The 24,378-nt window shown below is 36.8% G+C and carries 23 protein-coding genes; 8 read left to right on the forward strand and 15 right to left on the reverse strand.

Translation table 11 applies throughout. The features are described 5' to 3' along the window. Positions 1 to 16: 16 nt before the first annotated feature. From M0D58_RS01855 to M0D58_RS01885, 7 genes are all read right to left on the reverse strand, one after another. Positions 17 to 1,372, reverse strand: a complete 1,356-nt coding sequence (locus M0D58_RS01855) for a M28 family peptidase (RefSeq protein WP_248393148.1) — start codon at positions 1,370 to 1,372, stop codon at positions 17 to 19. Between the two features lie 160 nt (positions 1,373 to 1,532). Continuing rightward, entirely contained in the window at positions 1,533 to 1,997 is a 465-nt protein-coding gene (locus tag M0D58_RS01860; RefSeq protein WP_248393150.1) for a hypothetical protein, read from the reverse strand. A gap of 129 nt (positions 1,998 to 2,126) precedes the next feature. Continuing rightward, complete coding sequence (locus tag M0D58_RS01865; protein WP_248393153.1) at positions 2,127 to 3,533, reverse strand: M28 family peptidase; 1,407 nt, start codon at positions 3,531 to 3,533, stop codon at positions 2,127 to 2,129. 52 nt (positions 3,534 to 3,585) lie between these two features. Further along, a complete protein-coding gene (locus M0D58_RS01870; RefSeq protein WP_248393155.1) occupies positions 3,586 to 4,830 on the reverse strand; it encodes a DUF1015 domain-containing protein in 1,245 nt (414 codons plus the stop codon). Between the two features lie 3 nt (positions 4,831 to 4,833). After that, the gene (locus M0D58_RS01875) at positions 4,834 to 5,796 is read right to left on the reverse strand and encodes a D-2-hydroxyacid dehydrogenase (RefSeq protein WP_248393157.1); all 963 of its coding nucleotides are present in this window, start codon (positions 5,794 to 5,796) and stop codon (positions 4,834 to 4,836) included. A gap of 120 nt (positions 5,797 to 5,916) precedes the next feature. Next, positions 5,917 to 6,981: a 3-phosphoserine/phosphohydroxythreonine transaminase gene (gene serC, locus M0D58_RS01880; RefSeq protein WP_248393159.1), complete on the reverse strand. Its 1,065-nt coding sequence runs from the start codon at positions 6,979 to 6,981 to the stop codon at positions 5,917 to 5,919. 118 nt (positions 6,982 to 7,099) lie between these two features. Next, positions 7,100 to 7,450 (reverse strand): 4Fe-4S binding protein, encoded by a 351-nt coding sequence (locus tag M0D58_RS01885; RefSeq protein WP_034682968.1) that lies wholly within the window; start codon positions 7,448 to 7,450, stop codon positions 7,100 to 7,102. A gap of 59 nt (positions 7,451 to 7,509) precedes the next feature. On the opposite strand from M0D58_RS01885, the gene M0D58_RS01890 reads away from it, so the two are divergent. The 3 genes from M0D58_RS01890 to M0D58_RS01900 are packed head-to-tail and all read left to right on the forward strand — an operon-like array spanning position 7,510 to position 9,768. Beyond that, positions 7,510 to 8,544, forward strand: a complete 1,035-nt coding sequence (locus M0D58_RS01890) for an acyl-CoA reductase (protein ID WP_248393161.1) — start codon at positions 7,510 to 7,512, stop codon at positions 8,542 to 8,544. 37 nt (positions 8,545 to 8,581) lie between these two features. Then, positions 8,582 to 9,031: a peptidylprolyl isomerase gene (locus tag M0D58_RS01895; RefSeq protein WP_248393162.1), complete on the forward strand. Its 450-nt coding sequence runs from the start codon at positions 8,582 to 8,584 to the stop codon at positions 9,029 to 9,031. 50 nt (positions 9,032 to 9,081) lie between these two features. Next, positions 9,082 to 9,768 carry a Bax inhibitor-1/YccA family protein gene (locus M0D58_RS01900; RefSeq protein WP_248393164.1) on the forward strand — a complete coding sequence of 229 codons (687 nt, stop codon included), beginning with the start codon at positions 9,082 to 9,084 and terminating at the stop codon, positions 9,766 to 9,768. Between the two features lie 146 nt (positions 9,769 to 9,914). Here the strand turns inward: M0D58_RS01900 and M0D58_RS01905 are convergent, their stop codons facing one another. The 5 genes from M0D58_RS01905 to M0D58_RS01925 all read right to left on the reverse strand — a co-directional run bounded on the left by M0D58_RS01905 (position 9,915) and on the right by M0D58_RS01925 (position 15,554). Next, positions 9,915 to 10,163: a DUF6952 family protein gene (locus tag M0D58_RS01905; protein ID WP_248393165.1), complete on the reverse strand. Its 249-nt coding sequence runs from the start codon at positions 10,161 to 10,163 to the stop codon at positions 9,915 to 9,917. Continuing rightward, the gene (locus M0D58_RS01910; protein WP_072883076.1) at positions 10,163 to 10,468 is read right to left on the reverse strand and encodes a thioredoxin family protein; all 306 of its coding nucleotides are present in this window, start codon (positions 10,466 to 10,468) and stop codon (positions 10,163 to 10,165) included. Before M0D58_RS01910 ends, M0D58_RS01905 begins: the two co-directional genes overlap by 1 nt. Before the next feature lie 122 nt (positions 10,469 to 10,590). Then, a complete protein-coding gene (locus M0D58_RS01915) occupies positions 10,591 to 11,223 on the reverse strand; it encodes a peroxiredoxin (protein ID WP_248393166.1) in 633 nt (210 codons plus the stop codon). 158 nt (positions 11,224 to 11,381) lie between these two features. Then, positions 11,382 to 14,321 (reverse strand): M16 family metallopeptidase, encoded by a 2,940-nt coding sequence (locus M0D58_RS01920; RefSeq protein WP_248393167.1) that lies wholly within the window; start codon positions 14,319 to 14,321, stop codon positions 11,382 to 11,384. A gap of 39 nt (positions 14,322 to 14,360) precedes the next feature. After that, the gene (locus M0D58_RS01925) at positions 14,361 to 15,554 is read right to left on the reverse strand and encodes a pyridoxal phosphate-dependent aminotransferase (protein ID WP_248393168.1); all 1,194 of its coding nucleotides are present in this window, start codon (positions 15,552 to 15,554) and stop codon (positions 14,361 to 14,363) included. Positions 15,555 to 15,696: 142 nt separating this feature from the next. Here M0D58_RS01925 and M0D58_RS01930 point away from each other — a divergent pair, with 142 nt between their 5' ends. The 5 genes from M0D58_RS01930 (at position 15,697) to M0D58_RS01950 (ending at position 20,935) form a co-directional block, all read left to right on the forward strand. Next, positions 15,697 to 16,518: a GLPGLI family protein gene (locus M0D58_RS01930; RefSeq protein WP_248393172.1), complete on the forward strand. Its 822-nt coding sequence runs from the start codon at positions 15,697 to 15,699 to the stop codon at positions 16,516 to 16,518. Positions 16,519 to 16,607: 89 nt separating this feature from the next. Next, positions 16,608 to 17,243, forward strand: coding sequence for a 16S rRNA (guanine(527)-N(7))-methyltransferase RsmG (rsmG, locus tag M0D58_RS01935; protein ID WP_248393175.1), 636 nt, complete (start codon positions 16,608 to 16,610; stop codon positions 17,241 to 17,243). Between the two features lie 62 nt (positions 17,244 to 17,305). After that, positions 17,306 to 17,704 carry a hypothetical protein gene (locus M0D58_RS01940; protein WP_248393184.1) on the forward strand — a complete coding sequence of 133 codons (399 nt, stop codon included), beginning with the start codon at positions 17,306 to 17,308 and terminating at the stop codon, positions 17,702 to 17,704. A 4-nt stretch (positions 17,705 to 17,708) separates the two neighbouring features. Then, entirely contained in the window at positions 17,709 to 18,245 is a 537-nt protein-coding gene (locus M0D58_RS01945; protein WP_248393186.1) for a DUF922 domain-containing protein, read from the forward strand. Beyond that, a complete protein-coding gene (locus M0D58_RS01950; protein ID WP_248393193.1) occupies positions 18,242 to 20,935 on the forward strand; it encodes a PD-(D/E)XK nuclease family protein in 2,694 nt (897 codons plus the stop codon). The genes M0D58_RS01945 and M0D58_RS01950 overlap by 4 nt, the downstream gene beginning before the upstream one ends. Before the next feature lie 42 nt (positions 20,936 to 20,977). On the opposite strand, the gene M0D58_RS01955 is transcribed toward M0D58_RS01950, so the two are convergent. From M0D58_RS01955 to M0D58_RS01965, 3 genes are all read right to left on the reverse strand, one after another. Next, on the reverse strand, positions 20,978 to 22,156 hold the full coding sequence (locus M0D58_RS01955) for an acyl-CoA dehydrogenase family protein (protein ID WP_248393195.1): 1,179 nt from the start codon (positions 22,154 to 22,156) through the stop codon (positions 20,978 to 20,980). A 119-nt stretch (positions 22,157 to 22,275) separates the two neighbouring features. After that, the gene (locus tag M0D58_RS01960; protein ID WP_248393204.1) at positions 22,276 to 23,061 is read right to left on the reverse strand and encodes an NUDIX hydrolase; all 786 of its coding nucleotides are present in this window, start codon (positions 23,059 to 23,061) and stop codon (positions 22,276 to 22,278) included. A gap of 29 nt (positions 23,062 to 23,090) precedes the next feature. After that, entirely contained in the window at positions 23,091 to 24,278 is a 1,188-nt protein-coding gene (locus M0D58_RS01965) for an MFS transporter (protein WP_248393207.1), read from the reverse strand. Positions 24,279 to 24,378: the final 100 nt, after the last annotated feature.

A 24,378-nucleotide genomic window follows, 5' to 3' on the forward strand; every position in this document is an offset into this window, starting at 1 on the left:
AGAACGGTTAAATTATCTACCAGTTTTTATCAATCATATAAATAAGCTGGGTCATCGCTACAGCGCCTAAAAGAAGTTCTCTTCGGTTTACCTTTTCAAAAGTATCTTCTTCGGTGTGGTGGATATCAAAATACCGCTGAGAATCCGGAACCAGCTCTGCCGCCGGAATGCCCATATCATGAAGAGGATATAAATCCGTCCCGGAATAGGTGTTTTTAAAATCATAAATTCCGTACGGTAAGAAAAGTTCCGACCAGCTTTGGATTTGCTTTCTTTTTTCCGGATCCATATCCAGGGAAATTCCTCTCGGGGTAAATCCGCCCGCATCGGATTCTATTGCGAAAAGATGTTTCTCATTGCTTTCTTTGGCAATTTTTCCGTACTGAACACCGCCTCTGACTCCGTTTTCTTCATTGGCAAAACACACCACCCGGATCGTATGGTTATTCCGGATTTCCAGGTTTTTAAAAGTCCTCAATACTTCGATGCTCTGGACAATTCCGGCGCCGTCATCATGGGCTCCTTCCCCCACATCCCAGGAATCGAGATGTCCGCCGACGACAATGACGCTTTGATCTTTCTTACCGGTAATTTCTCCGATAACAGAGTGGGAGCGCCTTTCGCCTTTCATCCCACAGTTGGAATTAAGCTTTGCCGTAACTTTTTGGGATTGCAGCAGTTCGGCAAGTTCATCTGCAGTAGTGCTTCCGATGGCAACGGCAGGAATTTTTTGTTCATCTGCATAACGCATTGCCCCGGTATGCGGTACGTCGTCAAATGCCGAGGAAAGTGAACGGATTATGGTAAACTTACCACCCTTTTTTGCAGTTAAAGAAGCGGCAGTTGTTCTGTATTTCGCAGCATCGCTATATCCTAAGAACGTTTCGATATACGACTGGCTGAAAGGATAATTGAAGAAAACAATTTTATCCTTCACCTGTTCCGGAGAAAGTTTTTCATATTCGTCCATTGAGCGCACCATAATGATTTCGCCGGAAACGTCTTTGCCGCCGGTTCCTTCGGAATTACCCAACGAAAGCATTTTTAAGCTTTTCCAGTTTCCTTTTGCTGTTTTGATGTACAAAGATTCTTTTCCTCTCACCCAGACCGGAATCATCACTTCCTGGAGCCACACTTTATCTGCTCCGGCTTCCCGAAGTTTTTGTGCAGACCATTGTACGGCCTTCTCGTAGGATTCTGAACCGCTGAGACGGTGACCGATATTTTTAGTAAGCTCACGGAGTTCGGTGTAGCTTTTTCCTTTATTTAAAATTTCCGTGGAAATTTTTGCAAATTGTATGGAGTCTTTTTTTGCCTGTGCGGAAACAGCGATGCTTCCGGCTAAAAGAATGGTGCTTAAAATATTTTTCATGTATTTTCAATACTAATTATAATTGGTTTGATGGGTAACTTCTTAGTGAAAGAAGCATATAATAATTTTAAATTAATTTATTAAAATCATTAAATTAATATTTAAATCTTCTATTTTTTAATGTTAAAAATAAATTAGTTATATGCTGATGTCTTTCCTGTTAAGCTTTAATTTCAACATCTAGCTGTCTTCCTTCAGCTTCCGCTTTTTTATCAAGAGAAGTGCCGACGGCAATGCCAATGACCATCCCGATAGGTAATCCGATGCTGAGCAGTGCAATATTTCCTATCAGCAGCCCGAATGCAACACCAATTGGAAGCCCGAACGCGCCCATCCCTGCAGCCAGCCATACATTACGATAGTAGTTTTTAGGGACGATTTTATGTTCTTTTTCAAGAAGTTTGATGATGCCGGTTTGCTTTTGTTTCAGCATTTTATATAAATCTTTATCCCTTAAAGAAGTGGCGCTGATTGCTGCGGTCTCGCTGTTGATCTTTTGTACTGTTTCTTCCGAAATTTTCTTTTTATCAAGCTCGTTCAGGAGGTGTTGCAGCTGGTCATAGAGTGCTTTGGTTTTGGTATCGGCAAGAAGTTCAGGTTTCAGGTCAGGTTTGATGATTTCCATGTAATATTTATAGTGGTTATTTTTATAAAACGCAAGGTTGCACAAAGTTCTTTATATTTGAGATACAAATTTTGTATGAAACTTCGTTTTTCCTGCGATATAAGAGTTATTTAAATTTCTATTTTATTGCTACCAGTTGTTGTCGATTATAAAAATCATCTGTGTCATGGCGACAGCGCCGAGAAGAAGTTCTCTTTTATTTACCTTATCAAAGGTATCTTCCACAGAATGATGATAATCGAAATATCTTTGCGTATCAACCACCAGTTCAGCCAGCGGAATATCAAGCTTTTTCAATGGCGAAATATCCTGAATGGCATCTGTCTGGTCAAAATCATAGACTCCATAAGGAAGGAAATAGTTTTTCCATTCAAAGATCTGTCTTCGCCTCTGAGGAGACATATCCAGTGAAAATCCTCTTGGGGAATATCCTCCGGCATCTGTTCCTAACGCAAAAACGTGTTTTTCCTCTTTCTTTTTCACATAAGCAGCATACATTTCACGGCCTTGTCCGCCATTTTCACTGTTTGCATACAATACAACTCTTATGGTGTGATTATTTTCAATACCTAGAGCTTTGAAGGTTCTTAAAACTTCAATACATTGCGCAACACCGGTACCGTCGTCAATTGCACCTTCTCCAAAATCCCAGCAATCAAGTTGAGCACCCAGAACGATTACTTTAGAATCTTTTTTACCGGGAATTTCCGCAATGATATTGGGATTGATAGTTTCGCCTTTCGATTCTGCGGTCATGTTGATTTTAGCGGTAACTTTCTGCTTTTTCAGCAGGTTTTCAAGTTCATCTGCCGATCTGGCTCCTATGGTGAGAGCCGGAATTTTTACTTTATCATCCGGTTCATAATAAATCATCTTTGCATGTGGCGTATCATCGTTAGCGGTGGTTAATGACCGTATGATTAATGCTTTTGCTCCGGTTTTGGCTATCACAGAAGGTGAAATCAGCTTTGATTTTGCGGCAATAAGATAGGAATCACTTGTATTGATAATTTTCGGGTCCATAGGAAGGTTTACAAAAACGACCTTATCTTTCAGCTGACCTATCGACATGGCATTCAATTCTGAAGTAGTGCTGATCAATATGATTTCTCCGGTAAGATCTTTTCCTCCGGTGCCTTCAGAGTTGCCGAAAGACAGCATCCTGATATTTTTCCAGTCTCCGTTTCCTGCTTTTATCTGAAGGGATTCTCTTCCTCTTATCCAGACCGGAACTTTTGCTTCCTGCCTCCAGATCATTTCCACACCTATTTCTTTCAGCTTTCTTTCAGCCCATTCCACTGCTTTAATATATCCCGGAGTAGCGCTGAAGCGTGGACCAATCCCTTTGGTAAGTTCTCCCAGATTGTTATAGGCCATACCGTTCACCATGATTTCATCCGAAATTTTTTTAAACTCATCATGATAGTTGAGTTTTTGGGTGATGGCAGTCTTTTTTACCGGCTTTTTTACCGGTTTTTTCTGAGAAAATAAAAATCCACCCAAAAAGAGTGGAATGATAATGAAGATCTTTTTCATTTATTTTACCGTTCTTTTTCCATGCTAAAAGTAACGAAAAAATGGTTAGTATTTATTGTTTCATATCGTACATCAGGAGTGCAGTAACCAATTTAGGCTCAATGAATGTACATTTCGGAGGCATACTCAGCTTTAAATCTGAAATTTTAATCATATCGTTAAAGCTTACGGGATAAATTCCGAATCCCGCTTTGCCACCACCACTATCAATTCTTTCTTTGAGATGGCTGATTCCTTCTATATTGGATGTTCCTTTGATATAATCGATTTTTTCAGAGCTGTCCGGGTCTTCAATTTTCAAAATATTTTTGAAAACATATTTATCAAGAAGGTGGTGATCCAGGTTATCAAGAGACATTTCCTGTGAACGCAGGTCATGTTTTACGTGAAGTGAGTAGAATTTACCATCCATGTACATTGAGATATGGAATTTCTGCGAAGGGAAATAGGCCGTTTCTCCTTTTTCGTGGATGAGGAAATACGTTTCCAGCTCTTTTAAAAATTCTTCGTTTGACAGTCCGTTAAGATCCGTTACGATTCTGTTGTAATCATGGATTTTAATAGACTGGTTGGAAACGATAAAGCTGTAGACGAAGTTGTAAAGTTCTGTTCCGTTATGTCTTTTGTTTTTGTCTTTCTGATGTTTGGCATTCAGTGCCGTAGAACCTATTCTGTGGTGGCCGTCTGCAATGTAAAAAGAATCAATCTGATCAATCACTTCCTTGAACTGCTGTAATTTAAGACGGTTGTCGATCCTCCAGATTTTATGCCTGATTCCTTTGGTATCAACGTGGTTAAAGATTGGAACGTTTTTTTCCTCATGGTTCATGAGAAGTTCAATCTTCGAATTAGCAGGGTAGGTAAGCAAAACCGGTTCTGCCTGAAGGTTTACTTTTTCCAGGTAATGCGCAAGCTTTTCTTTTTTCTGCGGAATGGTACTTTCGTGCCTTTTAATCTTTCCGTTCCAGAAATCTTCAATACTAGCCAATCCTAAAAGTCCTCTGAAAACCTGTTTGTTGGGATAGATCTGCTCATAAAGATAATAGGCCGAATTGTCCTGAACGAGCTTATTTTCGTCCATCAGTTCTTCAAATGTAGAACGGATTTTTCTTAAATTCCTATCAATATCTTTGGATTTACTTACAACATAAGGTTTTATCATATTAATGTAAGTATCTTCAACTTGAGCTTTTTCCGCTATCTCTTCTTGGGTGAAGTTATCAAGAGGGTGAGTAGGGAAAGTACTCTCATAGTCTTTATGAGGTCTTATTCCGCGAAAAGGTTTAAAAACAGGCATATTTTATTGTATAGTTTCTTTTATTTTGATAATTTGTTCTGCAAGTTCCACCCCGATTTTTTCCTGGGCATCTACCGTATTTCCGCCCACGTGCGGAGACAGGGACAGAGCAGGGTTCATCAGCAGAAGAACTTCCGGATTGGGTTCTTTTTCAAAAACGTCCAGTGCAGCGCCGGCAACTTTCCCGGATTCGATAAAATCGATCAGGGATACTTCATTGATGACACCGCCTCTTGCAGTATTTACAATATAGACTCCATCCTTCATTTTTTCAAACTGGGGAGTATCTATGATATATTCATTTGTTTTCGGAGTATTGATGCTGATAAAGTCTGCTTCTTTAAGGAATGCATCCATATCGTTGGTAGAAGTAATTTCAAAATTTAAAGTCTGACCGTCAAAAAATTCAAGCGTAAGAACTTTTGTTTTTGGTTTTCTTGTGAGAACAATGACTTTCATTCCCAGAGAAATTCCCATTTTCACTACTTCCTGGCCTATACTTCCAAAGCCGATTACTCCTAAGGTTTTTCCTGAAAGTTCATATGCTTTGCTGAACGACTTTTTCATTGCATCGAAATGGGTTTCTCCTTCCAGCGGCATCAGTCTGTTGGATTCATGAAGAAATCTTGCCAGTGAGAAAAAATGCCCGAAAACAAGTTCTGCAACGGATTTCGATGAAGCAGTCGGCGTATTGATAACATACAGTCCTTTATCAATCGCATACTCCACGTCGATATTATCCATTCCGATACCGCCTCTTCCGATGATTTTGAGGCCTGGACAGGCATCTATCAGGTCCTGTCTTACTTTGGTAGCGCTTCTTACCAGCAGAACATCAACGTTATTTTCGTTGATGAAATTGATGACATGATCCTGCGCAACCCTGTTATCCAGAATTTCAATTCCTGCATTCTTTAATGCCTGTTCACCTGCTTTGGAAATACCGTCGTTAGCTAAAACTTTCATTTTTTATTTGATTTAAGATTTAAAAAATTAATGTATTTAAAAATTCCAAATCGGCTCGCAAATTAAGAAAATTTAAAATAATGGTATTCATTTTTTAATCTCTGAATTTTTAATCTTTAATTACTTGATCGATTTCATGACATCTACCAATACCTGAACACTTTCGATCGGTAAAGCATTGTAAAGGCTTGCACGGTAACCTCCAAGGCTTCTGTGTCCGTTTAATCCGCTTATTCCTGCAGCTTTCCATGCATTATCGAATGCTTCTTTTTTGCTTTCATCGGTAATCTTGAAGGAAACATTCATCAGGGAACGATCTTCCTTTACACAGAATGTTTCAAAAAGTGGGTTGCGGTCTATTTCGTCGTATAATAATTTTGCTTTTGCCTCATTTCGGGCTTCAGCTCCTGCAATTCCGCCGTTTTGTTCAAGATGCTGCAAAGTCAGCAAAGACGCATATACCGGGAAAACCGGAGGGGTATTGTACATTGATTCTTTAGCAATATGCTGGGAATAATCCAAAATGGAGAACATGTTTTCTCTTCCTGTTTTGCCTAAGATCTCTTTTTTGATTACTACTAAAGTCACTCCTGCAGGGCCCATATTTTTCTGTGCTCCGGCGTAGATCAGATCAAATTTTGAGAAATCTAATTGTCTTGAGAAAATATCTGAGCTCATGTCACAGACCATTAAAGTATCTGCTTCCGGAAAGGATTTCATCTGAGTCCCGTAGATGGTATTATTGGATGTACAGTGGAAATAATCATATTCTGAACCTACTGTGTAATCTTTTGGAATGAAAGAATAGTTTTCTTCTTTGGAAGAGCCCACTATATCAACAGTTCCTACTTTTTTGGCTTCTTTAACAGCTCCTGCCGCCCAGGTTCCCGTATCAAGATAGGCTGCTTTTCCGCCCACCTTCATCAGGTTATACGGAACCATAGCAAACTGAAGGCTTGCACCACCGCCCAGATACAACACTTCATAATCATCACCCAGATTCATCAGTCTTTTTACAATGGCGCGTGCTTCATCCATTACAGTCACGAAATCCTTGCTTCTGTGGGATATTTCCAGAAGAGACAAGCCGATTCCGTTGAAATCTAAAATAGCCTGTGCCGATTTTTCGAAAACTTCCTGAGGTAAAATACATGGTCCTGCGCTAAAGTTGTGTTTTTTGCTCATATTATTGATTTTTTGGCTGCCGCAACAGATTCATCTTACGGCTTCATTTATAATGTATTGATAAAATATAGGGTTTCGGATATAAAAAACCGTCTCATAATGAATGAGACGGCAGTTTTTATTCTCCGTGTAAGAATGCTTTTTTATTAAGCAGTGCTTCTTCAGATTCTACATGATCTTCATCCGGAACACAGCAGTCTACCGGACATACTGCAGCACACTGCGGCTCTTCATGGAAGCCTTTGCACTCCGTACATTTGTCTGTTACAATAAAATAGACATCATCACTTACCGGTTCCTGCGGTGCATCTGCATCTACCGTAAGACCTGATGGTAATGTTACGGTACCTTTGAGTTCTGTACCTTCTGAAGCTTTCCAGTCGACTGCTCCTTCATAAATTGCATTATTCGGGCATTCCGGTTCGCAGGCTCCGCAATTAATGCATTCATCAGTTATTTTAATAGCCATCGCTAATTTTTTTTAAATTTGCACAAAATTACAAAATATTCCCCAATTTTGCAGTACTTATGAATATTGAAAATCAAGTTTTAGGACTTATACGGCTTAGTGATTATATAAAAGCATTTTTATCAAAAAAATCTGAAAATTATAACGAAAATGATGTTGATTTTGAACTTTTGATAAAGAAGTCTGAAATTGAGAACCCCTGGTTTACGGTTGAGAACCAGAAATTTGCTTTGAAACAATGGGCTGATCTGCTGACGGATGAAAATATAAATAATTGGCTTAAAGAATATTCCATTTCCAAAACATCAAAAAGAGTAGGGCTCATCTTGGCCGGCAACATTCCTCTTGTGGGATTTCATGATGTGATCTCTGTGGTACTGAGCAATCATATTCCAATAATAAAACTGTCTTCAAAAGATCGTTATATGATTCCTTTTTTACTTAAAAAATGGAAAGAATTTTCCGATGAAAATGTAACATTTGAATTTGTGGAAAGGCTTGAAAATTTTGATGCGGTAATTGCTACGGGAAGCAACAATACGGCACGGTATCTCGAGTATTACTTTAAAAATCATCTGCACATCATCAGAAAGAACAGAACGTCTGTTGCCGTAATTAAAGGTGATGAAACGGAAGATGAACTGAAGCTTCTGGCTGAAGATATTTTCCGGTATTTCGGGTTAGGCTGCAGAAATGTAACCCGCCTTTTAATTCCGCAGGATTATGTTATTGACAGGCTTTTTGAAAGCTTCATTGGTTTTCAGGATATTATCAATCATAATAAATACGCGAATAATTACGATTATAACAGGGCGGTTTATCTTTTAAACCAGGAAAAATTCTGGGATAATAATTTTGTGATGCTGAAAGAAGACGATAAGCTGTTCAGTCCGCTTTCGGTTATTAATTTCAGCAGATATTCTTCTCTGGATGAAGTAAAGGACTTCATTGCTGAGAATGAAGAAAATATTCAGTGTGTTGTGGCGAAGGAAGAATTGGGATTAAACTCCGTTGCTTTGGGTGAAGCTCAAAACCCGGGTCTTGATACGTACGCCGATAATGTTGATACGATGAAATTTTTATCAGTAATATAATTCTTCGTATCTTGCTGTCAACCAATCATAGATTCACATGAAAAAAATACTTTTTATAGGTGCATTTTTTGCTTTTCACTGGGCTGTTTCCCAGCAAAAGAGCAGCATAAAGATTGTTGAGAGCAAGAAGATAGAGCTTACCTCGGAATTAAGTAAGGATAAAGTTGATTTATATAATCAGGCCTTCATGAAATTTGTTGCTGCGCTGAAATCTTCGGACAAAGGAAAAATCAAAATGCTGGTTTCTGATAAAATAGCCTATTACATGTCTGATGATATAATTTCAAAATTATCAGGCGGAATAAGCTTTGAACGGAAAATGGAAGTGTACAAATCCGGCTATCAGAAATTGTACGAAAATGAAACCTATCCGATCATTCAATATAAATATGCCGATGATCAACAGGATCCTCCGAGGGATATGATCAATGTAATTTTTGAAAATGATGGTAAAATTCTTGGGGTAAAATCTGAATATGCAGAGTAGCTTATGAGTAATGAGCAATAAATAATGAATAATAAATTAATATATAAACTATGATGACAGACGTTTTGGTTGCGCATTCTTCAGATATTGAAAAAGCCGACTTTTACAAAAAAACGTATTTACACGTTGCATTTGCAATTCTTGCGTTTATCGGTGTGGAAACTATTTTACTGCAGGTTGTGCCGGATCAGTTAATCTTTGCCATGTTTGCCCAGCGCTACATCTGGCTTTTAATTATCGGAGTATTCTGGATTGCTTCTGTTTTGGCTACAAAATGGTCGCTTTCACTGAGCAAATCGACACAATATTTCGGGTTAGGATTTTATATTTTGCTGGAAGCAGTTATTTTTCTTCCACTGATTAAAATTGCAACGCTTTATACCGGGCCGCAGGTGATTTTCCAGGCAGCAATGCTTACGATTGCCATGTTTTCAGGGATTTCATTCGTCGCATTTACTTCAAAAAGGGACTTTTCTTTCCTTAGAAACATCATTGTGATTGGAGGATTTATATCTCTTGGCTTGATTGTTGGGGGAATGTTATTCGGATTTAATCTTGGACTTTGGTTCTCGGTAGGAATGGTAATTCTGGCTTCTGCAACCATTCTTTATCAGACAAGTAAATTAAAGGATTCTTACAGCACGAACCAATATGTAGGAGCTTCTTTACAGCTTTTTGCTTCAATCATGCTTTTATTCTGGTATATCTTAAGTATTCTGATGAGCAGAAGAAGTTAAGATGGTGAGAAGTTAGAAGTAAAAGGTAAGAAGTTAACTTTTTTATAAAAAAATCCTGATGTTTTTTCATCGGGATTTTTGTTTGGAAGTTACGGGTAAACTTCGCAAAAAAATTTATTTTAAAATCGTTCAATTTTAAATCAGATTTATTTATCAATTGATCCTAAAACCTTCTGAGCAAAAGAGTTTAAAGCATCTTTTTCACTCATTCCTGTTTGTACGTTGGCATGAACTTCCAGAGCTCCGCAGATATTGGTAATCAATTCTCCGGCAACATTAAGGTCTTCCTCGCTTGTTCCTCTGAATTCACAGAAACTTTCCAGTACTTCCAGTGTTTTTTCAAGGTTTTCAGGCGTCTGATTCTGATAAAACTGTCTTATGATGGGTAACTTCATTATAATTCGTTAAATAATTCGGTTAAACTCTCTGCTTTATTGGTCTGAACCTGATTTACCAGCTCACCATTTCTGAAGATGGCAAACGTTGGTAAATTGTCTACTTTAGCCAATTTTCTGCTTTCCGGCAATTTTTCGGCATCTACATATAAGAAAGGAATACTGTCATTTTCAGAAGCTAATTTTTTGAATTTCGGCTTCATTATTCTGCAGTTTCCACACCATGTTGCACCGTACTGCACCACTACTTTTTCATTTTCGCTTACAATATTCTGCAGCGTATCTTCTGTTAATTCTGTATACATAAATTTATTTTTATAAAAATAAACAATGTAACAATCTAAAAATTTACCAATGTAACAATTCAAAAAACTACTTTTAAAAATTGTTATACTGTTAGATTGTTACATTGTTATATTAAAAATTATTAATTTTTAGCTAAATATTCAGCAGTAGAAGTTCTGTCAGCTTTCATTGCATCTTTTCCTTCTTCCCAGTTGGCAGGGCAAACTTCACCATGCTTCTGAACGTGAGTATAAGCGTCAATTAATCTTAAATATTCTTTTACATTTCTTCCCAAAGGCATATCATTTACAGACTCATGGAAAATTTTTCCTGTTTCGTCGATAAGATAAGTTGCTCTGTATGTAACGTTTGAACCTGTGAAAACTTCTTCACCTTCATCATTGTATTCAAAATCCTGATCAACAATTCCTAAAAGGTTTGCCAGTTGTCTGTGCGTATCGGCAAGAATTGGATAAGTAACTCCTTCAATACCTCCGTTGTCTTTTGAAACATTCAGCCATGCAAAATGCACTTCGTTTGTATCGCAAGAAGCACCGATTACTTTAGTGTTTCTTTTTTCAAATTCTCCTAAAGCTTCCTGGAAAGCGTGAAGTTCGGTAGGGCATACAAAAGTAAAATCTTTCGGGTACCAAAACAAAAGAACTTTTTGCTGATTTGCAGTTGCTTCTTCAAAAACATTGATTCTAAGATCATCACCCATTTCAGACATTGCGTCAATGGTTACATTCGGGAATTTTTTTCCTACTAAAGACATAATTTCTTGTTTTTTTATTTAAATTTTTCTGTTGCAAATATAGAAATACTTCGTCTATCAAACAAACAAGTTTCGATAAATAAAATCTATAATTATTTTAGCCTTAATACAAATAAAAAAGCCCTGAATTCAGGGCTTTTTGTTATTTATGGTGAATTTTAATAACCAAATATTTCCGTAAGATTTAATTTTTTTACTTCACCGAGTTTTTGCATGTCAGCCTCTTGTATTTTATCCTGAGAAGCTACAACACAGTACGTATAGTTTTTGCCTTTCATTTCTTTGTTGTGGAAAGTATTGATGTCTGCAAAAGTAAGTTTAGGAGCCTGTTCGTAAACGATCTTTCTCACGTCTGAATTGTTCCCGAGTTTCTGTGCTCTCAGATAATTAAAGATAATACCGTCCTGAGTGATCCTTTCTGCAGCAATAGATTTTTTCAATCCGCTTTTTGCTGTTTCGAATAGCTGATCAGATTTCGGAAGGGTAGTAAGCAGTTCATTCATGGCTGTTGTAGATTCATTGAATTTATCAGCCTGAGTTCCTACGTAGGCCATAATCATATCTTTATCCTCTTTTTTTCCCGGAAGAGAAAAATAAGAATATGTAGAATACGCTAAAGCTTTAGACTCCCTGATCGTCTGGAACACTACTGATCCCATTCCGCCACCGAAATAGTTGTTGAATAAACTTACCGTTGGCGTAATGCTTACATTATAAGGATCGCTGTTTCGTACCCAGAAGATTTCTGCCTGAACCATGTCATAATGAGCAAATAGAACCTGATTTTTATCTGTTGAAACCTGTGTGAACGTTTTAGATTTCGGCATGTCTTTAAGCGAGGCCGGAACATTATGAATGGATGCTAAAGAAGATGATACTTCATTCGCAGATTTTGGTCCGTAGTGAAGGATTTTATGTTTATAATTAAATAAATCATGAAGCATATTCACCAGATCTTCTGCTTTTAATGCATCAAGCTCAGCATCCGTTAAAACATTATTGAATGGATTCTGTGCACCGTATTGAGCATAACTTCTTAGTCCGCTCATGATTGCACCTTTATTTTGTTTTGCGTTTGCTCTGGACTTTTTTACTCTTGCTTTATAGGAATCCAGGGCTTTCTGATCCGGTTGGCAGTTTTTAATAAGATCTTCGAATAGCGCAGCCGTTTTTTCGAAGTTTTCATTTAAACCTTCCAGCGAAACGTAGGTTTCTTCATTTCCTGCAATTACATTAAAGCTTGAAGCCAGTTTGTAAAACTCCTTGCTGATCTGTTCCGAAGATTTGTTTTTTGTTCCTAAATATTGCAGATACTCTGCAGCAAAAGGAAGCATTTTGTTATTCCATCTTCCGGAATCAAAATAATAATATAGTCTGAAAAGCTGATTGTCCGTATTCTTTACCGAAAGAACATCAACTGATTTCAGCTTGCCTTTATCAATATCTTTATTAAAATCAAGCCACATTGGAGCGATCGGCGATTCCGGCATTTCATCAACTTTTTTCAGGAACGGCGACTGATCTTCTCTGTTTACGGAAACTGCAGTGATAGCAGGTTTGTCTACCTTCAGAATATTTTTATCTTCTCCTTTTCTTTTGTAAACTGCTACGTAATTGTTATCTTTAAGATATTTTGAAGCAAAATCCATAATATCTTTTTTCGTTATCTTGGAGATTTCTTCAATATATTCTAATTGCGTTCTATGATCTACTTCAGAGGTAAATTCATCCATGAGAGACTCTGCTCTTGAATTATATTTTTCGTACTTCTGAATAATATTCTTCTTCTCATTGTTAACAATGGACTGCATGAGATCATCTGAAAATTCACCCTTTCTCAGCTTATCAATTTCCTGAATCAGAAGGCTTTTCACCTCGTCCAGAGATTGTCCTTCCGTAGGATTACCCTGCAATAAAAGGACGGAATAATCTTTCAGAACATATGGGAAAGCATAAGCGCTGAGCAGTTTTTGTTTTTTAACAAGATCAAGGTCGATTAATCCGGCCTGTCCGTTGGTAAGCATACTTCCGATGAAATTCAGCATTCTTGCGTCTTTCGTTGTTGCTCCAGGAAAACGGAACCCGATCATAATATTTTCAGGATTCGGGCCGTAGACTTCTCTTGTAATAGGTGCCGTAATCGGACTTTCCTGGCCAACTTTATAATCAGGAATCGTTTTAGGCTTCATATAAGAGAATGCTTTATCGATTTTGGCAATCATTTCATCAGGATTAAAATCTCCGGACATGATAATTCCCATATTATTCGGCACGTAATAATTATTGTAATATTCCCTGATCGCTTTTAATGAAGGATTTTTAAGGTGTTCAATGGTTCCTATTGTGGTTTGTTTTCCGTAATTGTTGTTAGGGAAAATCGCCGCAAACATCGCTTCGTACACTTTTCTTCCGTCGTTATCCAGACCTCTGTTTTTTTCTTCATAAACGGCTTCCAGCTCGGTGTGGAAAAGTCTTAAAATCGGTTGTCTGAAACGTTCTGCCTGTACAGCAAGAAATTTATCCGTTACGTTGGCAGGAATATCTTCCGTATACACCGTCTGTTCATAAGACGTAAAGGCATTGGTTCCGTCGGCACCCATTCCCGACATCATTTTGTCATATTCATTGGCGATGGCATATTTTGCAGCTTCCCCGGAAACTTTATCAATCTCTTTATAGATTTCTTTTCTTTTGGCTTCGTCTTTCGTAGAGTTATACTTTTCATAAAGAGCGTCAATCTGATCTAAAAGAGGTTTTTCTTTTGCCCAGTCCTTGGAGCCGAACTGATCTGTTCCTTTGAATAGCATATGCTCAAGATAATGAGCAAGACCCGTATGATCTGCCGGATCGGTTTTGCTTCCGGCTTTGGTAGCAATAAAAGTCTGTATCCTAGGGTCTTTTTTGGTCGGACTTAAAATCACGGTAAGCCCGTTTTTCAGGGTGTAATATCTTGCAGCAGTAGGATCATTGGTTACATATTTATAAGTGTAACCGTTTGATTTTGCTTCTTTCCACTGGAAATCCTGTCCATAAGCATATCCGCAGTAGCTGGCCGCGGCAATGCTTGTAGCGATGGTAATTCTTTTAAAAAAATTCATTGTAGAAATAGTTTTAGTTTTTTTTAATTGTAATTATATTTAACTGAATTGTTCTAATGTATTCTTGATTCTCTTCATTGCTTCAATGAGGTCTTCCTCAGAAGCTGCATAAGAGAATCTGATGCATTCCGGGCTCCCGAATGACACTCCGCCTACACAACCGACATGGGCGTTTTCGAGAAGGAACATGGCAAAATCGTCAGAGTCTTTAATTTCTGTTCCGTTTAATGTTTTTCCTATATAAAATGAGATGTCCGGAAAGAAATAAAAAGCAGCTTTTGGAAGTACCACTTTGAATCCGGGAATTTGTTTAATTAAATCATACACAAGATCTCTTCTTTTTCTGAAAGCGTCAATCATATACTGATATTCCGAAGGATCTGTTTTTAATGCGGTAATGGAAGCTCGCTGTGCTACGGTGTTGGCTCCGCTCGTCATCTGTCCCTGAATTTTTTCACAGGCTTTTGCCAGCCATTCCGGACATGCGGAATACCCGATCCGCCACCCTGTCATTGCGAAAGCTTTTGACATTCCGTTGATAACGGCTGTCTGCTCATATACTTCAGGAAACTGAGCAATGGAAGTGGTTTTCGTTTCGTAATTGATATATTCGTAGATCTCATCCGAGATTACTGTGACATGAGGATATTTTGCGATAACTCTCGCTATGGATTTCAACTCATCATAGGTATAATATCCACCCGACGGATTACATGGTGAACTGAAAAGCACCGCCTTGGTTTTCTCAGTAATGGCTTCTTCCAGCTGTTCGGCTGTAATCTTAAAATCCGTTACATAGGAAGTGGGAAGCATCACTGAAGTTCCGCCCATCATTTTTACCATTTCGTCATAGCTTACCCAGTAAGGGTTCGGAAGGATCACTTCGTCACCGTCATTCAGCAAAGCGGCCAAAACATTTAAAATAGACTGTTTTGCACCGTTTGACACACAAATTTGTGACGGTTTGTATTCTAATTCATTGTCTCTTTTCAGTTTGTGGACAATTGCTTCCCGAAGTTCCAAAAATCCGGGAACAGGAGAGTAGTGACTGTAATTCTGGTTAATGGCATCGAAAGCTGCCTGTTTGATATTATCCGGAACATCAAAATCCGGTTCACCTAAAGTAAGGCTGATAACGTCTATTCCGTCGGCCTTCATTTCCCGTGCCTTATTGGACATAACAAAAGTCTGTGAGTAACCAAGTCGTTTTACTCTGTCTGAAAGTTTCTCCATTTAATAATTTCTAATTTAACAAATATATAATAAAAAGTATTTTATGGAAAATTAAAATATAAGTAAACTTTTTTGTCCGGCTGAAAGTTTATCACTATGTTTGTAGTTATTCGATTGGATTCTGATTGCTAAAATATTAATAATGTATAAATTACTCTTTCTGCTCATTGTTTCTTTTGTTTCGGCTCAGCAGTACCGTTTTACGTATTCTTACCAGATGAAACCTGATGCAGGTAAAAAAGATTCTGTGATTACCGATTATATGAATCTTGATACAGATGGCATGAAATCTTATTTTTATAATGCCGCCAAGTACGAAAGAGATTCTTCCTACGCTGTTACAAGAAATTTCGGTGATTTACTTCAGGCAAAATCTTATGATCAGAATTTAAGCTATATTGTAGAAAAGGATTATACAAAAAAGGAGATAAATTTTTATGATCAATTTAAAACCGTACATCTTGTAATTCAGGAAAACGATGTTCCGAAATGGAAGATCGAAAAGGAATTTATGAAGATAAATGGTATCAGCTGCCAGAAAGCCACCGCGCGTTATAAAGGAAGAGTCTGGGAAGCATGGTTCAGTAAAGAGTATCCCATCAACGATGGTCCGTATAAATTTTCAGGCCTTCCCGGAATTGTTGTCAGCATTAAAGATTCTGAAAACGATCACGTTTTCAATTTAATTCAGATTAAGAAGATTAACAAAATTTTTTCACTGCTTCCAAAATCTGTAAAAAAGATGACCTTTACGGAATATAAAAAAATAATGCGTGGTTATATTTTTAATAGTGAAGATATTGAAAATATGAGTGTTAATAAGCAGGAAGGCAGGGTTGATCTTAAGCTTAAAGACGGATATATTGCAAGGATCGGAACGGATGAAATGAAGAAAATGAAGAAGATGGATGAAGAAATGACAAAAAGGTTAAGAAGAACCAATAATAATATTGAAAGAGAATAACTCTAAAAAAGTAATATCTGAGAATCTTTAGTTAATGTTATTTGAATAAAGCTTATAAAAACTTATTTTTGCTTTTTATAATATTTTACATGTCTACAACGTTACTACTAAAATACTTTCCGGATCTTACAGAAAAACAGATTGAACAGTTCGGTAAACTGGAAGATCTTTATCATGAATGGAACGAAAAAATTAATGTAATTTCCAGGAAAGATATGGAATCACTCTATGAGAAGCACATTTTGCATTCTCTGGGGATTGCCAAAGTAATGGAGTTTGCTCCCGGAACCAGGGTTTTGGACATCGGAACAGGCGGCGGTTTCCCCGGAATTCCACTGGCGATTTTGTTTCCGGAAACAGAATTTACTTTAATTGATTCTATCGGAAAGAAAATAACTGTTGTACAAGCAGTTGCGGAAGGTGTAGGACTGCAGAATGTGAATGCCGTTCACGGAAGGGCAGAAAAGCTGAAGGAGAAATTTCATTTTGTGGTAAGCCGTGCGGTAACCCAGATGCCGGAATTTCTGAAATGGCTGAAAGGCAAATTTGAAAAAGAACAATTTAATCCCAAGCATAACGGAATTTTATATTTAAAAGGTGGAGATCTTGCGGAAGAGCTCGCCGGAATCAAATGTGAAATTTTCAATCTTAAAAACTATTTTGATGAAGAATTTTTTGATACGAAAAGAGTGGTTTACGTGTCAAAAGGCAATTTTAATTCTTAAATTTTAACATATTTTAGGAATAATTTTTGCTCAAAATATACTGATAATCAAAATTTGTTGTTATGAAAAAGCTTCTGTTTTTTGTGCTGATTTTAGGATTGTCCATTACTTCCTGTGATGACGACGATGATTATCAGACAATTGAATCCATCGATAAAATTAAAATAGACAGCGTAAAAATAGTGAATGACACGATGGATGTTTTTAGTATTCAGAGCATTAAAACGTATTCTACCTATCCGTCTCATTGTGAGGGATTTTATGGCTACGATTATGTTCATAACGACAATCTTACCAGAACGGTTACCGCTTATAAATATATAACCAGCGGACCTTGTACCCAAGCCACGTACACTTCTGCCAACCAGATCAATTTCAGTCCTCGTAAAACGGGTATTTATACTTTTAAATTCTGGAACGGAGGTAATAACTGGATCACCAAGACAATTGTAGTTGAGTAAATAAATGAAATGGATTTTTTTAGCCTGTTTTCTTTTCGCTAATGTCGTATTCGGACAGAAAATATATTGGAGCGAAAATGTAAAGTTAGACTGGAGTAACTTTAAAAGTAAAATAAACAACCAGAGAGGAACCAATGTAGTCGCCTATACCAATTGTGGCTGGATTTATTCCTATGTAAAATCATCAAATCCGAAAGCACCGATTAAAATAGAAATCAATACGGTTTTTAACGAAGATAAATCATGGAAAGATGTTAAAAGGATTAACGATTATGTGCTTCTTCATGAACAAAAACATTTTGATGTAGCCGAAGTATACGCACGTAAACTTCGCAAAGAAGTAGCAGAAAATATAAAAACATCCTCGGATTTCGACAGGCATTTTAAAACAATTTATAACAGAATTCTCAAGGAATATCAGGATTTCCAGCGACAATACGACAGTGAAACAAAAAACGGAATTCTTGAAGACAAACAATCGGAATATAATCGTATTATTGCTGAAGGATTAGAAAATTACAAAAGCTATAAATCGTCTTGAAATTCCTGAATAAAATCATTGATGAACTTCTTGGGCAAAACACGGATCTGTCCGGGTTTAATGTCATTCTACCCGGAAAACGGCCTATTGTCTTTATACGTCAGATTTTAAAAGAAAGAAATTACTCCGGTTTTTTACCCAATTTTTTTATGATCGAAGAACTCATTCATCGTATTGCCGATACACAGGAAATCCAGGGAATTTCACTCTGGCTTTTTGCTTTTGATGTTTATAAAAGCCTTAATCTTATTCCTAATGACGATTTTTCAGAATTTCTGAAATGGTTTCCTACTTTGCAGAAGGATTGGGACGACATGATGAAATTCTCAGAGAGCGACCAGGCGGTGCTTCATTACATGTTTGATGAAGAAAGAATAAAAGACTGGGCGCAAAATCTTGGTGATGATGAAGATGTTCCAAGAAAAAAATTCCTCAATTTCTGGAAAAATATGAATGTTTTTCTTCCGGTATTAAAGAAAAAATTGCTGGAAAAAAACTGGGCAACCTCAGGAATGATTCATGAGACGGCAAGAAAGCACATTGATGAGTATTCTAAAAATACAAAAGAAGAATTTGTCTTTTGCGGCTTTAATGCATTTACTCCGGTAGAGGAAAAGTTGGTGAGAAGCCTTCTGCAATGGAATAAAGCACAGTGTTTCTTTCAGGCAGACAGATACTATTTTGATGATGAAAGACAGGAAGCAGGAAAGTTCCTCAGAGATCATAAAACATGGAAAGAGTTTAATGACAGTCGTGTTTTTAAATGGATTGAGGACGATTTTAACCAGCCCAAAAATATAAAAGTGTATGAAGTTTCCGGAAATATTACCCAAACCAAGATTTTACCGGAAATTTTTAAAGAAATTGACAATAAAACCTATTCGAATACAGCTGTAGTCTTGCTGGATGAAAATCTCCTGCCTGCAAGCCTTGATGTGATGTATGGGATTCAGAACCTGAACATTACGATGGGTTTTCCGTTGAAAAACCTTTCTTTTTCAAATGCGGTCAAACAGCTTTTTTATCTTCAGAAGCAACTGGAAAAAAATAAATCTTCTTATTATTACCGCGATATTTTTCCTATTCTTGAAGAACTGCCAAAATCTGCTGAAGATGAATTGGTTATCAATAATTTTAAAACTAAAATTGAGGAAAGAAATATCGTCTATATTTCTAAAAAACTTCTGAATGAGTTGCTGAGCAGTCTTTCCTACTTTAATTTACTCCAGAAAGCAAACTCTACCAACGATTATCTTGATGCACTGATTGCTTTCTGCCAGGAAATAAAATGGCTTGACATTGATGATATTCAGTATGAGAATGTTTCGCATTTTGAGAATGCTTTCAGGATTATTAAAAATCAGCTTTCTCCGTATCTGTTTGAGATAAAAATGGAGACACTGGAAATCCTGATCAATCAGCATATTAATTCAGAAAGTATTGACTTTCAGGGAGAACCTTTACGAGGGCTTCAGATCATGGGACTTCTGGAAACGCGTCTTCTCAACTTTGAAAATGTTATTTTACTTTCCGTGAATGAGGGTAAGCTTCCACTTGGAAATTCGCAGAATACCTATATTCCTTTTGATGTAAGAAAGTTCTTTGACCTTCATACCTTTTTAGAAAACGACAGTATTTATGCCTATCATTTTTACCGGCTTATTCAGGATTCTAAGAATGTTCACCTGTTGTTTAATGCATTAAGTTCGGGTGTAAATACCGGAGAAAAAAGTAGATTTATTACGCAGATCGAAATGGAAAGCTCCCATGAAATTGAACATCTTATTATAGAGAATTCTTCGGAGCCTATCATTACACAGGCCATTGAAATCAAGAAAACGGATATCGTTCTGGAAAGACTGGCAAAATGGAAAGCAAAAGTTTCGGCATCCCACCTTACCAGTTACCTGTATAACCCTATTGATTTTTATCTTTCAAAAATTCTGAACACCTCTGAAACAGATGAGATTGAAGAAGAACTTTCTGTGAAAAACTATGGAAATCTTGTTCATTACTCACTTCAAGAAGTTTATGAGGCTTTAAAAGGTAAAGTATTAAAAGAAAATGATTTAAAGAATTCAATTAAAGCAATAGATCATTATATAGAAATTGCTATTGACAAACTGAAACACCAGCCGGAATTTTATGAAAAAGGAATGAATTTTATTCATCGGGCAATTGCTAAAAAAGTAATTGAAACAATTCTGACGTATGATCTAGAGCTGGTGAAAAGTGGAAATTCATTAGAAATTATTGATATTGAAAAACGCTTTGAAGGAGTAGATTTTTATTTAAATGAAAACGATAAAATCTCTTTTTTTGGTTTTATAGACCGAATCGACAGGCTTAACGGAACGCTTAGAATTATAGATTATAAAACAGCTAAAATCAAAAACCTCGTTGTAAAAATCGATGAAGATAAAATTGATGAATATTTCCATAACAGTGACCGGAAGCAGGCTTTGCAGCTTTGCATTTATCAATATGTGGTTGAAAATCTCCCCGAGTTCTGGGGAATGCCTGTAGAAACAGGAATCTGGAGTTTTGCCGAAGCTAAAAAAGGAGTAGTTTCTCTTCAGTTTGAGAAAGGAAATATTGAGGATGCTATGAAATCCGTAAAGAGCCTGATTGAAGAAATCCTGAATCCTAATATTAATTTTATTGAAGAAATTAAGACGTATTCAAATTAAAAAAAGGTGGCTGAGAATATCGAAGCCACCTTTTTTGATTATTTAAAATGCGTTTATTCCGGTAATGTCAAGACCTGTAATAAGAAGGTGTACATCATGAGTTCCTTCATAAGTTATTACAGATTCCAGGTTCGCAGCATGCCTCATCATTGGGAATTCTCCCATGATTCCCATTCCTCCTAAAATCTGTCGGGATTCTCTTGCAATATCAATGGCCATTTTCACATTGTTTCTTTTCGCCATTGAAATCTGTGCCGGGGTAGCTTTATGCTCATTTTTAAGAGTCCCCAACTGCAGGCAAAGTAACTGAGCTTTCGTGATTTCCGTTAAAAATTCTGCTAATTTTTTTTGTTGCAGCTGATAAGAACCGATTGGTTTCCCGAACTGCTTTCTTTCTTTAGAGTATTGAACTGCAGTACAGTAACAATCAATAGCAGCACCGATGACACCCCATGAAATACCATATCTCGCTGAATTTAAACAAGATAAAGGTCCTTTCAATCCGGTAACTCCCGGAAGTAAATTTTCTTTTGAAACTTTCACATTATTGAAAACAAGTTCTCCTGTTTTGGAGGCTCTCAAACTCCATTTATTGTGGGTTTCCGGAGTAGTAAAACCGTCCATCCCTCTTTCAACAATCAATCCCTGTACTTTGCCTTCTTCATTTTTAGCCCAGACTACAGCAATATCGCACAATGGCGAATTGGTAATCCACATTTTGGCACCATTTAAAAGATAATGGTCTCCCATATCTTTAAAGTTGGTTTCCATAGAACCGGGATCAGAGCCGTGGTTAGGCTCGGTAAGACCGAAGGATCCGATCATTTCTCCGGCTGCGAGTTTAGGTAAATATTTTTTCTTCTGCTCTTCAGAACCGAATTCATTGATAGGAAACATTACCAGCGAACTTTGTACGGAAGCCGCAGAACGCACGGCAGAATCACCTCTTTCAAGCTCCTGCATAATCAGCCCGTAGGAAATCTGATCCAGTCCGGAACCACCGTATTCGACAGGAATATAAGGTCCTAAAGCTCCGATCTGTCCCAATTCTTTCATCAGGTTCGGGATATCAGTGTGGTTTTGTGCAGCATGATCAATCTGTGGCATTACAAAACTTTCTACCCAATCTCTTACAGACTGGCGGATAAGTTTGTGTTCTTCGGTAAGTAAGGAATCAATCCCGTAATAATCGGGAATGCTTGTAAGGGAATAATATGACATTATATTTTAATTTTCCTAAAAATAAGACTTTTAACTATTTCAGAGAAATTTTTTTGAATGTCTTTTTATAAGCTGATTTTTAATAGTTTATGTTGATGTATCGGTTTAAAAACAATAAATCAGTTTTCCTCTTCTTCGTTGGAAATAGGGTATTGATTGGTAGGATTGTAAATTCTGTTTTTAAATTTGTATAAATAGGGCGCTTTATTAGCAGATCCGTCATACAGTTTTTCAAGTCTGTCTAAAATATTTAAGCTTAAGATTTTGCGCTGAAAGTTATTTCTTCTGAATTTCTGTCCTAAAATTGTTTCATACAGGCACTGAAGATCTTTCATGGTGAATTTTTCGGGAAGAAGGTTACTTGCTGCCACTTCCGTATTGATATTCATTCTTAAATATTCCAGTCCGGTTTCAATAATTCTGTCGTGATCGAAAGCCATTTTAGGTAAGTTGTTGACTTCAAACCATTCGCAGGTTTCATTGAAAGCATCGGGAAAAGTATTTGCAATAGAAAAATCGATAAGGCTGCAGTAGCCCACTGTGATAAATCGCTGGAAAATCCAGTGGTCTTTCGGAACTTCAATACCTTTATTTTTTAGCAGGATCTGATGCACATTATTCTCTGTTCTGTCGATTCTTCCAAACGTGTGAAACTGTTTCAGAAAAATATCCTTAAGATGCGTTCTTTCATGTAAAACTCTTTCTGCCGCTTCGCGAAGATCTTCATCATTGAATACAAAACCTCCCGGAAGAGACCACAAATCAAGATCATGGTATTTTAAAAGCAAAACTTTAAGAATATTGTTATGAAAACCGAATATGGTGCAGTCGACAGATACGTGTGCTACAAAATCTTTTGTATCAATAAGTTCCCGGAGTGTTTCCTTATTTTTTTCGGTATTCATTTTCATGGTGGTAAAAATAAAATTATTTTCTAAATTTCTTTATCTGCAAATCTAAAATAAATTAAACTAATTATAAATATCACAATAACAGCAGATAAGATATACAGCGGATAGAAAGACAGCAGTTCGTTTCCGAATAAAAGGGCCATAATAATAGAACTTACAGAACTTCCTAAAGACGAAAAAATAACAATAAGCGATGTAAAAAGGTTTGCTCTGGATTTATCTATCCTTGCAATCATTTTTGAATTGATAACAGGGTAGAGCGGGGCTAGAAATAATCCTATTACAGGAAATAGGAACAAAAGCGCCCTTGAATCTTCGGTGTCAAAAAACTGTATTCCTATGATGATGATCAGTACCATTATGATAAGTGATATACAAAAAATATAATATCTTGACAGTGAAAATCTGTGAATGATATTTGCCGTAATTGTTCTTCCCAAATAAGAAAATAGTGCTAAAAATGATGAAGCCTGCAATGCAAAAAAAGAATTGACTTTCAAATGTTTCTTATAGAAAGAAGGCAGCCAGGAATTAAAACTCTGTTCAAGAAATACGGTAGAAAAAATAACCGCCAAAAATATGATTAATATCGGATTAAAAATTTCCGCAAGATCTTTTATAATATTATCTTTCCTTATTCTTTCCGGCTCTGAAACGGGAAGTTTTGAAAATAAAAAGATCGTAACAGCACATAGAAGGGAAACTGATAAAAATCCGAATTTCCAGAATTGTGAATACTGACTGGAAATAAGCCATCCGAAACCTGTATTCACCACAAAAATTCCTATCATAAAAGACGCTTCTACGCTGTTCATGGTTTTGGCGAGTGCTTTTTCTTCTGAAATATTATTCCTGATAATCCCGAAAACACATATTTTGCCAATCGCAAAACAGGCCCCGATGATTGCAAACCACAGCCGGTAAAACCAAAATACTTCCACAAATGGTAAAATAAGTGAACAGATCCCAACAATTGTTAAAGCCAGAATGAGTGATTTTTTCGTTCCAAATCTGCTTATAAAATTTACTGCAAAAAGTGAAATAAATGCAATCGGAAGATCCTTGAATGATTCTAAAAAACCAAGTTTTTCATAGGTAACTTTTGCCTCTGAAAGCTGGAGGATAACGATACCCATACAATTCAGCACCATCGAAAAAATTAGAAAAGTAAGTCGCAGCGGAAGTGAAATTTTTGAAAGTTTGGTTGTCATTTTGGGGACGGTTATCATTAAAATTTTAACAAAAAATAGCTTTTTAAAGATAAAAATTATGCCTTTAAACCCCCAAAAATAAACGAAAAATTAAAATAAT

This window comes from Chryseobacterium nepalense, assembly GCF_023195755.1.
GTDB classification, from domain to species: domain Bacteria; phylum Bacteroidota; class Bacteroidia; order Flavobacteriales; family Weeksellaceae; genus Chryseobacterium; species Chryseobacterium nepalense.

Bases quoted from the DNA above. Each gene is read 5' to 3' on its own strand.
- M0D58_RS01900 (WP_248393164.1), top strand. From the start codon at position 9,082: ATGATGACAGACGTTTTGGTTGCGCATTCTTCAGATATTGAAAAAGCC.
- M0D58_RS01940 (WP_248393184.1), top strand. From the start codon at position 17,306: ATGAAAAAGCTTCTGTTTTTTGTGCTGATTTTAGGATTGTCCATTACT.
- M0D58_RS01960 (WP_248393204.1), bottom strand. From the start codon at position 23,061: ATGAATACCGAAAAAAATAAGGAAACACTCCGGGAACTTATTGATACA.
- M0D58_RS01965 (WP_248393207.1), bottom strand. From the start codon at position 24,278: ATGACAACCAAACTTTCAAAAATTTCACTTCCGCTGCGACTTACTTTT.
- M0D58_RS01905 (WP_248393165.1), bottom strand. From the start codon at position 10,163: ATGAAGTTACCCATCATAAGACAGTTTTATCAGAATCAGACGCCTGAA.
- M0D58_RS01920 (WP_248393167.1), bottom strand. From the start codon at position 14,321: ATGAATTTTTTTAAAAGAATTACCATCGCTACAAGCATTGCCGCGGCC.
- M0D58_RS01945 (WP_248393186.1), top strand. From the start codon at position 17,709: ATGAAATGGATTTTTTTAGCCTGTTTTCTTTTCGCTAATGTCGTATTC.
- rsmG (WP_248393175.1), top strand. From the start codon at position 16,608: ATGTCTACAACGTTACTACTAAAATACTTTCCGGATCTTACAGAAAAA.
- M0D58_RS01885 (WP_034682968.1), bottom strand. From the start codon at position 7,450: ATGGCTATTAAAATAACTGATGAATGCATTAATTGCGGAGCCTGCGAA.
- M0D58_RS01875 (WP_248393157.1), bottom strand. From the start codon at position 5,796: ATGAAAGTTTTAGCTAACGACGGTATTTCCAAAGCAGGTGAACAGGCA.
- M0D58_RS01955 (WP_248393195.1), bottom strand. From the start codon at position 22,156: ATGTCATATTATTCCCTTACAAGCATTCCCGATTATTACGGGATTGAT.
- M0D58_RS01925 (WP_248393168.1), bottom strand. From the start codon at position 15,554: ATGGAGAAACTTTCAGACAGAGTAAAACGACTTGGTTACTCACAGACT.
- M0D58_RS01915 (WP_248393166.1), bottom strand. From the start codon at position 11,223: ATGTCTTTAGTAGGAAAAAAATTCCCGAATGTAACCATTGACGCAATG.
- M0D58_RS01860 (WP_248393150.1), bottom strand. From the start codon at position 1,997: ATGGAAATCATCAAACCTGACCTGAAACCTGAACTTCTTGCCGATACC.
- M0D58_RS01930 (WP_248393172.1), top strand. From the start codon at position 15,697: ATGTATAAATTACTCTTTCTGCTCATTGTTTCTTTTGTTTCGGCTCAG.
- M0D58_RS01870 (WP_248393155.1), bottom strand. From the start codon at position 4,830: ATGCCTGTTTTTAAACCTTTTCGCGGAATAAGACCTCATAAAGACTAT.
- M0D58_RS01855 (WP_248393148.1), bottom strand. From the start codon at position 1,372: ATGAAAAATATTTTAAGCACCATTCTTTTAGCCGGAAGCATCGCTGTT.
- M0D58_RS01890 (WP_248393161.1), top strand. From the start codon at position 7,510: ATGAATATTGAAAATCAAGTTTTAGGACTTATACGGCTTAGTGATTAT.
- M0D58_RS01895 (WP_248393162.1), top strand. From the start codon at position 8,582: ATGAAAAAAATACTTTTTATAGGTGCATTTTTTGCTTTTCACTGGGCT.
- M0D58_RS01865 (WP_248393153.1), bottom strand. From the start codon at position 3,533: ATGAAAAAGATCTTCATTATCATTCCACTCTTTTTGGGTGGATTTTTA.
- M0D58_RS01910 (WP_072883076.1), bottom strand. From the start codon at position 10,468: ATGTATACAGAATTAACAGAAGATACGCTGCAGAATATTGTAAGCGAA.
- serC (WP_248393159.1), bottom strand. From the start codon at position 6,981: ATGAGCAAAAAACACAACTTTAGCGCAGGACCATGTATTTTACCTCAG.